The following is a 12553-nucleotide window of genomic DNA, read 5'->3' on the forward strand; positions in this document are numbered from 1 at the left end:
CCGGCGAGGCCGCAGAATCACTCCTGCGGTCTCGCTGTAAATGCCATGTGTCGTCGTGTATTTACTCCTGCATGGCCGGTTGTGCATTCTGAACATGGAGAGCGCACCACCCCGCCAATCGATCTCAGTCTTCAGGTTCATGCTGCGTGCCAATCCCTGCGAAGGAGGTCGAAGCTTTTACCTGAGTTTTGAGCCGGTTGCAGTCGAAGGTCTTCGGAGAATAATCTTGGACTATAAGTGAACCTGAGAGTTCCGGTGAGCGCAGCCTGATCATATTCGGACTGACGCGATGGAATGCGCAGGTGAATCCGGCCCGGGGAGGTAAAGATCGGATGGCTCGAGCGGTCTGTTTGCTGCGACGCTGGATTGCCGCTTACGCTGTCGTTCCCATCGCTGTCGCGATTCTCCTTCCCACATTCATGCCTTCCTCATGCCGGGCAGACGACGATGATGGCCCTTCCGCTCACGCCGGTCTTACCGCGATGGCGGATTTCAATCGGGATGGCGCCACAGATATTGTGAGAGCGACGATTCGCAACGGGAGCGCCTGGCTGACGGTGTTGCTGGGGCAGTCCGGGGGGGCTTACCAGGCTGCGAGCACCATTGCAGAGCCCGGTTCAAGCCCCAAAGTGATCGTTACCGGCGACTTCAACGGCGACGGCAATCCGGATGTGGTTGTCGGGAATGACGATGGGTCGGTGCTGCTGTTTACCGGTGACGGGACGGGCCGCCTGGCCTTAGCCGGTGAGATCGCGCATGTGGATTCGGTGGTCTCGATGACGACGGCCGATTTCAATCACGACCATATTCCGGATCTTGCGATTTCGGACTGGCATGCGAGCCGCGTAACGGTGCTTCTCGGGAGCGGTAACGGCACCTTTCGCCAGGGCTGGTCCTCTTCGCTGCGGATGCCGGGAACCACGCCGCATATCTCGGCTGCGGATTTCAATGGCGACGGTATTCCCGATCTGGCCGTCGTCTATGGCGACGACGACGGGTACACCTTTGACGTGATGATCGGGGACGGGAAGGGTAACTTCCTGCTTTCTCCCCAGCTGAGCGTGATCAAGGACCCGAACGCGCACTGCGCCACATAACGCGCCTGCGGTTTTCGCATTCACGGAACGGCGGATCGTCAGCAGATGCCGTATTTCTCTTCGAGAAAGAGCCGCACTGTTTTGGGCGCGACAGCGGAGAGCTCCTGCCAGGTGAGGATACCGAGTCTGCTGCGCAGCGAGCAGTGAGAGACGGCGCGCATCACGTCAAACCAGCGGTCGATGAGATCGGCGCGCCGCCGGTCGCAAAGCACAAGAAACGATCCAGATGAGGCGTGAGCGGCGAGCACGCCGCGAATGAGCTGCCAGGATTGAACCATCCCGTTGCGGATGGGCAGCAGCGCCGCATCGAAGACCTCTTCGACGTCACGATAGCGCGACAGAAGCTTCACGGAAGCGCGCTGAAAATCACCCTCCGTCAGCTTCGCCTCGGTAAGAAGGTGTCCGAGCCGCATATCGATTTCTGTGCGATCGATGCGGTTCTCAGTGAGAGGAACAGAGGGATGGACACCGAACTCCGGTGTCAGTCCGGCTTCCACCCCGAGCAGGGTGCACAGCGGTTGGCTGCTGAGCAGCTTCGGATAACAGAAGATGTTCATCAGCAGCGCGTCGGAGCTGCAGGCGCACTCCAGCTCATACCGTTTGCGGTCCGCGGCTCGCGGCACATACCGGCTTGCGGTGTAAGACTTCATCAGGCGCTGCTTCCAGAGCGGGTTTGCCATGATGCGCCGGTAAGACGAGGCGAGAAAGTTGCCGTGTATCCCCTCCCACTCGCAGTAGATGACATTCGGCTGCGCGCTGAACGAGAGCTCATGCCCAAACTTCCCGGCACGCAGAATATTGCGTGTGCTGATCTCGCGGCGCAGCTGCGCAGCGGTGAGTGTGGAACGGTCCGTTGCACATTCAGACGTCATCTTCGGCGACCGGATAATCCTTCAGAGGCACGGTTCAGCCGTGTCTGCTTTTACTGCCGACCATTATAGGCGAATATAAAGCGAATATGCGCTTGAAACCCGCGCTTTAACAGGGGATTGGAAATGGCGTCAGGGCCGCGCGCGTCTCGGCTTCGCGTCTGAGACCTGAAGCGTGAAGAGGGAGCCGGGTTTGAATTCGATATTTTCGCCGGTTGAGGTCAGCTTGGCCGTAATGAGATAGCCGGCCACTCCGCCGGCCACCGCGCCGATGATTCCACCCGCCAGGCCGCCACGCAGAGTACCCACGAGCGCCCCCATGCCGGCGCCGCCGGCTGCTCCGGCAAGGCGTTTCTTTGCGGAGGTGTGACCGATCACGTGGCCTTCGTCATCGACACTTTTCACGCCCTGCGAATTGCTGACGTCATGCAGCTCCGCGCTGATCGGTTCCGTAAGGCCGCTCCAGGTGATCGAGTCGAATGCCATCTGTATCTCGGGCTTGCCGGCCTTAAAACCATTCTCAGGCTTTCGGAGGCTGGTAACATGACCTTCCACGATGGCATTCAGATACTTTGCAGGAGTCTGAACCGATGCGGTGAAGCTGTCACCGGCTCGTGCCGTTCTGGTGCTTAACGGCGAAAGCAGCTTTACGACGAAGGTCTCCTCATGAATGCCGAAACCGGGGGCAGGCGCGGCGGGCGGTTCCGGGGCGTTCTGCTGCGCCGGAGCCATCAGCGCTATGCCCGTACAGATCAGCCCCGCAAGGAGCCGATGCCTCTTCCATCTCCGCATCATGCAAACCTCCCTGTTATTGCAGTGACCAGTTCAGGACCACCTTTGTAAAGCCCTTGCCCTTTACGCGCAGAACCAGGCGGGTGTAGTTGTTGCGCGGACCCGGAGTCGAAGCGATGCTCACATTTTTCTCGTCGGCAGGCTGAACGATACATGGCAGACCGGGCAGTGCGCCCTGCAGCTGTCCAACGTCGGCATGGTTGCCGTCGATCGACACGAGCTGAGAGCCATGAACGACGCCGGACCAGACGATCTGTCCTGAGCTTGCGCCCGCCGGATGCGTGACAAAGACCGTCACATCGGCGACCGAAGTGCCACCCGGACCCTGTGCGGTCAGTGTGTAGCGAATGTCGCGGATTGGCCGGAGCACTATTGAACCCGTCGCTGCCACGGCTCCCACTGCAGGATAGAGGGCGATCCGGTCCGCTCCCGTTACGCTCCACTGCAGGGTGGTCGCGTCTCCGGGATGGAGATTGTTCGGATTGGCCTGGAGAATAATGGCCGGAGCAGCGATCTCGGCGCGGACGGTCAGCTTTGCCGTGACGTGACCGCCCGGGCCATCAGCGGCGAGAACGTAGTCCGTTGTCTGGCCCACGGTCACCGTGCGTTCTCCTTTCGGCGGCAGCCCGTCAAAGCCGGGAGTCAGCGTAATCTTTGTCACGTCTCCTGTTACAGACCAGCTGAGCCGTACCGTGCCGCCGGCAGCTACCGTGCCCGCATCGCTCAGAAAGCTTTCGACCTGAGGGGCCTGCGCCGGCTGCACACTGATCGTCAGTTGGCGCGAGGAGGCTCCACCGGCTCCTTTCGCGGTGAGCGTGTAGAGCGTGGTCTGCGTGGGAGTGATCGTTTGTTCTCCCGCAGAGGGCACCATTCCCACACCGGGCTCAATGTCGACGGACTCTGCATGACTCACCGACCAGTCGAGCTTGACTCCGGAGCCGAAGGGTATGTTTTGCGAAGCCGCCTCGAATGTATCGATCAGGGGAGGGATGGATGGCGGCTTCTGTCCCCCGGCTGCAGCAGAGGAAGGTGCCGGCGGCAGCGGTTTTCCGGCAGATGGTACGGAAGCTGGCGCAGCAGGAGACGCCGGTGCACGAGATGGCATTGCTTCCGCTGACGGAACAAAAGCCGGCCAGCCGATGAAGGCCAAATGAAAGACGTGCTGGAAAAGCCGTTTATCCGGATAGATTTCGCCACGCTGTGAGAGCGGATGGAAGATCTCGATCGCGATGTCTGCTCCGTTGCCGGTGCTCAGAAGCTCGGCTTTGGGAATGATCCAGGTAACGCGGTGCATATTCCCGGACTGCCGCGAATGTACGACAGCGTGGGTCGGCACATTGTTGCAGGGCGCATATTCTTCACCGGCTCCGGCGCCTCGGACACACGGCGATTCTCCGTCGGCGGCATAACTTCGGTCTCCGGTATCCGCGAGCCCGTTCTGATTCACGTCGACATAAAGAACCGGATCGGCCTGGGTAAGAATGCCGATCTCGACGGTTTCGCCTTTATCGAGATAATCGAGGGTAAAGACTCCAGGCAGCTCAAATGCGCTGGCTCCCTCTGTCGACTGGATCTCCTGCGCATATCGAGGATGATGCTGCGCTGCTGTCCGGTGTATGCTCCACCACACCGCCCAGGCTGCGATGCAAAGCAGCAGCAGCACAACCGCTGCTCGAGCCAGACGCGAGAGCGGCCAGCCGGTTGTAGCCCGGCCGCATTCACTGCAGCGAACGGCGCCCGGAGGCAGGGCAGCCAGACAGTGTCTGCAGGAAAGGCCTGTCATGAGCGTGTGTCAGCCCTCCGCCGGAGCAGAGAGGGACATCCTGCGGAATACGCTGTAGGTTCGCGAGGGTTCATCGGTGCGGCGCAGAATCGCCGGTTCACTGATGCCCGCAATGCAGAAAGAGGAGGGCAGCGCCTCATCGATGATGGCGGAGTAACCTGCAGCATAGTGCCCTTTGCCGAGCATGCCGAGGGGAAAGAGAAGAAATATCTGCGCCGCATCCGGCGCTCCCACACGTACGGCAAGCTGCCAGGGCACGCCTTCGCCGCAGTTCACGCAGGAGGTGCGGCCGTCGGTATCGGTATTGACCTCGTGAACTTCAAACTGGCCCTCCACTTTGTACTTCTTCACGTGCACGACCGCCGCGGCAGGCCGGGATTTCAGCGCAGCCAGCGCCGTGGCGAGATTTCGTGTCCTCATGACGTATAACTCCGGCGAGGGCATGCCGCTGACCGCCGGCTCGCTGCTGGTGCCGGCAGCGGCGCGCGCGACAGCCTGCTGCCATTTGTCCGGCATTCGGAATTCACCCGATGTTCCGGAAACGGCAGATTCATCCCCTGAGGGCGCCCGATTTTGCGCGGGCACGGTAGTGCGAGAAGTTGACGGCGGAGCTGCTGGTGAAACCGGCGAAGAGAGAATGCGTGCAGCCGGAGAAGCAGTCTCTGCCGAAGCGGTCACGGCATCAGTAACTGTGGAAGCAGCCGGCGGTGCTCCGGTTCTTTCACCGGCAACAGCCTGTTGCGAGGAAACGTCACTGGCCAGGTGCGAAATCGCCGCAGGCAGATCGGTGCTTACCGGACGCACCGCAGCGGCTTCGACGGGTACAGACTCCGTCAGAGAGCGCGCTGGCTCGGGCTGCCGGCTTTCCAGAGCCTGCTCAAGACTCTGAAGCTTCTGTCTCAGCGCAGCGAACTGTTGATCCATCTGCGATTGCAGCTGGCTTACGACGTTCCGGATAACCTGCTTCTGATCCGTCTCCAGCCCTTTCAGGTCTTCTTCTAATCTGCCCAGCTGTTCCACATGACTGTCCAGCTGCTTACAGGTCTGGAAGATCCATTCAGCGAGCATAGAGCCGGATGTGCCGGAGAACCCGTTTCCCGAGCCGGAGGATGAGGATCTGGGCAGGAAGGCTTCATACGCAACGGGCGGCGGCTCTGTGGGCGCTGCTGTATTTGTCAGCCGGATCAGTCCACGCTCGACGACCTTGTACAGCTCCGGGCCTCCGGGCACGGGGCGAAGCCGGCAGGGGCGATAGATCGTTTCAAACTGAAAGCCGGTGCGGGCGTTTTCAAAGCCCAGGAACAACCGGTCAAGAAGCTGCGGAGCATACCCCATGCTGAAGCTGCGCGCATCGACCGGAGCGGCCCAGTAGTCGCCGGTTCCGGGGATGGCGGCCAGAAGCCATGGTCCATCCGCGGCAAACTCAAATGGGTATTCAAATGTAGTCAGGTCGCGAAAGACGCGATTCAGATCGCCGTGAACCGCGGGCATCACCAGCAATTCCACCTGAGCCGCTATCTGCTCCAGCTGCGCTCTTTCTCCGGTCTGCTGCTCCATCCACCGATTGATCACCGCCACAAGTACCGCGGCTTCGCGCGGTATCCGAGTCTGCAGAGGAGGCGGTGCCGGACGCGTCTCCCGTTGCTTCCACTCGCGCAGGCGGCCCGACACCAGTGCCCACTCATTTTTAAGCAGGCCAAGGTTTGCCTCGATGGTTTTCACGGCTGGCGCCTGCTCCTCCAGCTCTTTCAGGCGCGGTAGAAGCGCCTGGGAGGTATGGAGCGCGTCTCCGGCCTGGCGCAGGGCGTTGTCGGCTTTTGTATCTCCCGGAGCGGCCAGGGGCGTTTGCCTTTGCAGGCGCAGTTGCTGATTGACGATGTCTGCAACCCAGCCTTCGGAAGGAATGTTACGTTGCGCTCTGCGGTAGCGGTCGGAAGAGATCGCTGTCCAGGCAAAGAGCCCGATCACGGCCAGCACAAGCAGCAGCGTCACCCATAAAGGAGAGGTGGTGTGGATCAGCCAATCGAACTGAGTGGATGATTCACCGCCGTTGTTCATCGCCGCCGGAGCGGGTGTGGACGAAGCGGATGTGGATGAGGCCGGTGCGGCTGAACCGGATGCAGTTGAACCGGGTGCGGCCGAACCGGGTGCAGCCGATGTTGTAGCGGATGGGGTTGTCGTGCCAGAAGGTGTCGTGCCGGAAGCGGACTCGATTGGGGCGGCTGCGGACGCGGCCGCATTCTCCGGAGCGCAGGTGTCTGGCTGTGAGGCCGCCGCGGCATTGTCTGCCGTTTCTGCGTCTGCGCCGAGATGAATATCGATTCGGTATCCGATCGGTTCGCTCGACGCAAAAGAACAAAGCGTTGCACGGGTTATCGCTGGATATTTCGGTATCTGCTTGAAGAGAATGTCGGCGGTGAAGTGCTTTTTATCGATGGTGTACTGCACGCGATCGCCGGTGGGCGAAGAGTCGTTCCCGTCGATGGTGAGCTTTGCCTGTCCCTTCCCCTGCGGTGGATTGCCCCGCAGCGTGGCCGACAGCGTCCATTGATGGCCTTTGTTGTCAGGGGCCACCGTCAGTTTGGTAGCCCTTTGCGCCTGGGCCGTGGAACCCAGTGCCAGAGCGGCGATCGCGAATACGGGAAGCCATCGCATAGCGGACCGCCGTTTCAGTTTGTCCCGGCCGGGGCCGCAACGATTTGAGAGACTGCATTCGCATACGCATTCATCAGCGCCTTCAGCTCATAGGCGAACAGGGGCTGAGATGCATGTCCATTGGCGTCCGCAGCGTCGCTGATCAGCTGCTGCACATAACCCCGATCGACGTGCAGAGCTTTCAGTCTGTCGTCATCGAGGTTCAGATGAAACCGGCCAAAGCTCTCCTGGGCGAGCAGCTCGGCCCGATAATGTCCGATGGTTGTGCTCTCGAAATCAGGCGGCGGTATCAGGTTCTGGTAGTCTCCTGGCTTCAGCCACGTCTGCCAGTCAATTTTCTGACCCTGCCGTGTCGTCCAGCCTATTTCTCCGGCGACCGATCCATCCAGCTTTTCTGAAAGATCCCGCAGTGCGGTGGATTTTACGAGCAGCCCTTTCGCCACCTCCGTTTTCAGCTGCGGGAACTCCGGATGATAGTCCACGGCAAGTCCCAGGAAGTCCGGATCGACGCCGAGTCCGGGAAACAGAATCTGCGTATTGGCATCGGCGGTGCGTGTGAGGCCGATCTGAAGAGAGCGTCTCATCGCAGGCAGAAAGGCTCTGGCCCGGCTTGACATCCAGGTCAGCAGGGCCGAAGCGCGTCCGCCAAAATAAACCTTGATGTCAGCGTCCGCGACCTTCAGCGAGCGGGCATGTACGCCCAGGTAGTAAGACAATCCGGTGTAGAAGAGGTAAATCATCGAGCGCAGATGAATCCACGGCACGGATTGCTGATTGTTGCCCATGATGTGCATGGGGATGGGGTGCATATTGGGATCTTTATCCCGGAACGGGATGCCGTTTTTCTTTGCTTCGGTCAGCGCGCCGTTCAGGTAGATGGCCTCACGCTGTGCGATGTTCTGCAGGTAGGGCTCTTCCTCATGGTTGCCGAAGCAGATATGAAGAATCTCGCGTAAGGCCGATTCCTTCAGATACGTGGGATCGAGAATGTCGTTTCCCGCCACTTTGAACGAGACCTGGTCGCGGAGCTCGTTGGCGCTCCAGAAGGCGATGTCGGTGGAACCGCCGCCGATATCGACGGTGATACTCAACCCGCTCGAGGCGACCGTGGCTTTGGCGTTCGCGAAGGCCCGGCAGGCTGCTTCCGATTCCGATATGCCGTGTACATCGCCAACCACGATGCCGTGGCGGCTGTAGTTGTGCCTGACCCTGCCCTGCCAGAAATCCTCCATAATGCGGAAAGATCCGGCGGGAAGAGATCGGGGATAGGACCACAGAAAATGCACGGTCTGGACGCCCGCCATGCGCGCCTCCCACATGATGTAGCGCACAAGAGCTTCCAGATAGGCAAAGAGCGGACTTGCACCGCCGTCACGCGTCTGACTCCCCCACTTTACGTCCGCTACAGTCTGCAGAATGTCCTGCGGAGAGGTGGTAAAGCGCAGCGTATAAGGAGGAACCAGAGGGTTAAAGATTGTGGCGGCTGAACGATAAAGCAGAGTGCGGAATGGCGGCGTGATCTCCGTGGTGGGGTAGAGATTATTGGCAATCTGAGTTTCTGCGTCCGATCCTCCCGCCAGGAAGATCCCTCGCCCGTGGAAGGTCATATCCTCCGGCCCCTGTCCGCGGTCGACCATGACCATCGTGCTGGATGTGCCGAAGTCCACGCCGATGCTCCAGGATTCACGCGCGTCCAGAGGGCGGGGAGGGATCAGTTTTTTGCGCAGCAGCAGTCCTGCCTCCAGCCGTCCGCCTTTCTCCAGGGGCGTCTCCAGAGCGAATCCAACCGGCATGGAAGGACATGTCCAGATGCGGACCAGTTTCTGATGAGGATCGGCCCAGGCGGCATCCGGCAGGAGCTGTCCGTTGGCCAGCAGCGGGCGCACCTGGAGATCGACGCCCTGGGCAGCGGTATAAGCGGCGAAGTTTTCGATCCATTCCGGATCTTCGCTGTCGGGCCACAGGGCAAAGCCTGGAAAATCGCCGGACAGGCTCACCACATCCTTTTCCTCGTACTTACGGGTCACCACGATCGGATCTCCGCCGCTCACCGGAATGGTGAGCTGCGCGGTGTATCCGCTGCCCGACCGGCTCAGCTTCACGCGATCCAGGTTTTCATAATTGAAATAGCGAAAAAAAGCGGAGGTCAGCGGGATGGAGATATCCCCCGCGTCGGTCGTCAGCGCTTTCTTTACGTTCGCGATGCGAAGCAGCCTGGGCGGAAAGAAGAGTTTTTCAGGAACGATGTAGGAGTGTCTCAGGGTGATCAGATTTTTGGTCTGGAACTGCTCGCCCTCGCTTTTCAGGTTCTCATAATCGATGCGGTCGCTGAAGATGCCGCGCAGCACGCGCCGCTGCCGGTCAAGCTGCGTGGAGAGCACCAGCACCGGCCGGCCGGGCTTATCGGAGTTCAGAAGCAGCTCGCTTTGCTCTCCGTCCACCGGTCCGGGTGGCCGAACGATGCTCGAGAACAGCGCTCCTGGAAACAGGCTATCGCCCAGAACGATACGCAGGTCCGCGTTTTTGTACCGGTCGAGATCCGCCGCCCACAGAACAAGCTGGCTGTAGATCAGGTTATTGTGCTCGGCAAGGTGGTCGGGAAGCTTCCAGTCGCCTCTGCCTGCGAGCAGGGCCTGCACCCAGCTGCAGAGAAGAGAGAGCTCGAAGGATGATCTTTCGCGCCTCGGATCGTAGTGCGCGATCGGATCGATCAGCCGTCCCTGTCTCTGCCAGGGAATGGAATCCGGAGCCTTTGGCTGCGAGGATGTGTAGAGCAGCGTCCAGGGCGATGTTGCGCCGACGACCGCGCCCCCGCAGCGGATAAGCCACCAGTCTTCCCAGTCCGTAACCTGAATTTCTCTGCCCTCCGTATCGAGCGCCGTACGAAGCGGGAGCTGATTGCGCAGCATGGCGCCGAAGTGGAGATCGCCGGGTGGCGTGGCGCCGACGGTGCTCGTCGCTTTCGGGGTGATCTGCGGCACCCTGAACGGCACGGTCTCGATATGCAGATCGAGCCATCGGGCCAGACAAAGGGTTGCCATAAGGCCGCGCCATTCGGCGCGAATGGCCCGGTGCAGCGGATTACTCGCATCCCTGAGCGCCTGGTAAAAGAGGATTGGGCGCTGAAAGACCGACGGCACGCTGTGCGTGGAGCGGTCCGCAGTCAGCTCTCCTGTTACGTCGACGGACTCCACATACCTGGCCAGAAAATTCGGATTCGGATTCCATATCCCGCGCTTCGGAGCCGAAAGACTGTTCCCTGTCCGCTTTAATGCATTGAGGTAGAAACGCGTGGTATTTGCTTCGTTATTGCCTGCCATTCTTTCTTCCTCTGCCTCATTCGCTGCGGCTGTCTCCGTGAGTCTGCTGTACGAACTTTTCCGCCGCTTTGCCCAGAATCCACAGGTACCGGCTTGACGGACTGACATTGGCCGGCGACCCCTTCGACACCTTTACCGTCCAGTCGAAGAAGGAGTCCATGCCGTGTACCGGCGCCCGCCCGTTCTCCTGGTAAAGAATGCTTCCCAGCTGGTTCAGGCGGACATGCGACAAGCTGCCGCCTCCATCCCAGAGGCTCCGGTTCAGCAGCCGCACGCGTCCGCCGTCCGCCGTGTGAATCTGGTCCCACCAGGGAAAGTAGTGAGTGTTGAAGTATTCCGTGAGCGAGCTGTTCCGCGTGCGGGCTTCGGTGCCGGTCAGTTTTCCGGAGCCGTTCGTGAAATGGTCGCGGTACCAGGGAACGAAATAAGAGTGATGCTCAAGCCGCTCGTCGGCCAGCAGCCTGTCAAAAAAGCCGAGGTGCGCCGCACCGGCAAGATGGAAGCAGTGAATCGAGTCGCGCACCCGATTGCGCTCCAGGTGAGACAGCGGCAGATCGCGCCACGTGACCGGGTTCCTGTCGGGCAGCTCCGTACTGGCCTGGGGACCGGCATAGCAGCAGTCGTGAGCCGGCGAGCCGCCGAAAAAGAATTCCAGACAGGCCAGTCCGCCCATCAGCTCGACGAAATGGGCCGGATTGTTCTGCTTCGACCCGCCTTTGGAGTACTCCACCTTGACAGGCGAATCATCCCCGATCCAGTACATCGCGTCGAATGCCCAGTCGCTGTTTCTGCGCAGGTGCTCGTAATATTCGGCCGCCGACCGGCTGGCCAGCGGAAACAGCTCCGACTGCGCAGCTTTTTCTGCCTCCGTCGCCTCGCCGTTCTGCGCGGCTGCATCTGCAGCGCTGAACTGAAAATAAGGAGCCAGGGCCACGGCGCCGAGCTTCAGCTTTTCACGGTTCGACGAAAGCAGATCGGGAGAGCGCAGGTATCGCACCAGGGGGTGAATGGTCGATGCGCCTGTTCCTCCAAAGACGGATCCGGCAATCACCACATGGGCTTCGCCGTTGGTCACATCGTGCTGCAGATCGGTCGCAAACTGGCTCCACAGCGGATTCCGGGTGTCATTCCGGAAGAGCGGCAGCAGGGACAGCGCCGCTGCTCCCAGTGCCGGATGACCGCGGAAGCCGACGTCCATGGTCATCTCGAGCTCTTCTTTCGTGAAAAGAAGGTCGACGATCTGACGCTGATCCGGAGAAAGCCCTTCGTAATTCAGGACCTGCTGAAATCTCTGCGCGCGGTCGACCGGACTCCACACACGCACCTCGTTCGAGCCTTTGAGAAGATCGATTTCAGTGCGGAAGAAGGGTCCGTCGCCAAAGACCTTCTGGCAGGCGATATAGGCGGTGACCGCATCTTTCGCCCGCTGCACGCTGCCGTTTGTCGCGTCGGGGTCGATGATGAATGTGCGCAGACGCGGCGGACCAAGCCCGGCGGCGCAAAGATGCAGCACTGATTCGAGGATTCGCGCGCCGGACCCTCCGGCACAGATCAGCGTATCCATCCCTCTCTCCCCTCGCTGCTGTCGCGCAGCCTGTTTAATCCCGATACAGAAAAGAAGCTGGCCGATATCGAAACCTGGCCGGCGTTAAGGGCTGTACAAACAGAATCAGCAGGTAGGCGAGCAGGGCCGATGTTCCCGCAGTAATAAAAAAGACCTCGAGAGCGATATCCACCTTCGTCCCCAGGCTGACAAGAAAAGACAACTGCGAGATGCACAGGATGGCGTCGATCAGACCGGCTGCCACCGACAGCAGCAGCCAGTACAGCGGCGTATAGCTTCTGAAGACGTCGCCCGGCAGCTCGATGCGCAGCGACCGCGCCGCAATGGCATAGGCCAGCAGAATCGCCGCCAGCGTCAGGATCACGGTCAGCAGCACGATGCCGGAGAGATTTTCCTGGAAGTGATGCCAGACCAGATAATCGATGAGTCCGCCCGGGCTTTTAAGCCAGTCGAAGAGATGTCCCATATTCCGC

The 12553-nt window shown here is 60.4% G+C and carries 8 protein-coding genes; 1 reads left to right on the forward strand and 7 read right to left on the reverse strand.

Translation table 11 applies throughout. From position 1 onward, the window contains the following. Positions 1-332 precede the first annotated feature (332 nt). Complete coding sequence (locus tag D0Y96_RS18990) at positions 333-1097, forward strand: FG-GAP repeat domain-containing protein (RefSeq protein ID WP_117303212.1); 765 nt, start codon at positions 333-335, stop codon at positions 1095-1097. Between the two features lie 38 nt (positions 1098-1135). On the opposite strand, the gene D0Y96_RS18995 is transcribed toward D0Y96_RS18990, so the two are convergent. The 7 genes from D0Y96_RS18995 to D0Y96_RS19025 all read right to left on the reverse strand — a co-directional run bounded on the left by D0Y96_RS18995 (position 1136) and on the right by D0Y96_RS19025 (position 12546). Continuing rightward, positions 1136-1969: a PGN_0703 family putative restriction endonuclease gene (locus tag D0Y96_RS18995; protein ID WP_117303214.1), complete on the reverse strand. Its 834-nt coding sequence runs from the start codon at positions 1967-1969 to the stop codon at positions 1136-1138. 129 nt (positions 1970-2098) lie between these two features. Beyond that, complete coding sequence (locus D0Y96_RS19000) at positions 2099-2761, reverse strand: hypothetical protein (protein ID WP_117303217.1); 663 nt, start codon at positions 2759-2761, stop codon at positions 2099-2101. 13 nt (positions 2762-2774) lie between these two features. Further along, a complete protein-coding gene (locus D0Y96_RS19005; protein WP_117303220.1) occupies positions 2775-4421 on the reverse strand; it encodes a hypothetical protein in 1647 nt (548 codons plus the stop codon). Between the two features lie 129 nt (positions 4422-4550). Continuing rightward, entirely contained in the window at positions 4551-7196 is a 2646-nt protein-coding gene (locus D0Y96_RS19010) for a hypothetical protein (RefSeq protein ID WP_117303223.1), read from the reverse strand. Between the two features lie 14 nt (positions 7197-7210). Then, a complete protein-coding gene (locus D0Y96_RS19015; protein ID WP_117303225.1) occupies positions 7211-10516 on the reverse strand; it encodes a hypothetical protein in 3306 nt (1101 codons plus the stop codon). Between the two features lie 16 nt (positions 10517-10532). Further along, positions 10533-12080, reverse strand: a complete 1548-nt coding sequence (locus tag D0Y96_RS19020; RefSeq protein WP_117303227.1) for a hypothetical protein — start codon at positions 12078-12080, stop codon at positions 10533-10535. Positions 12081-12114: 34 nt separating this feature from the next. Further along, positions 12115-12546 (reverse strand): hypothetical protein, encoded by a 432-nt coding sequence (locus D0Y96_RS19025; protein WP_117303230.1) that lies wholly within the window; start codon positions 12544-12546, stop codon positions 12115-12117. Between the last annotated feature and the right edge of the window lie 7 nt (positions 12547-12553).

The organism is Paracidobacterium acidisoli, assembly GCF_003428625.2.
In the GTDB taxonomy this organism is placed as follows: Bacteria; Acidobacteriota; Terriglobia; order Terriglobales; family Acidobacteriaceae; genus Paracidobacterium; species Paracidobacterium acidisoli.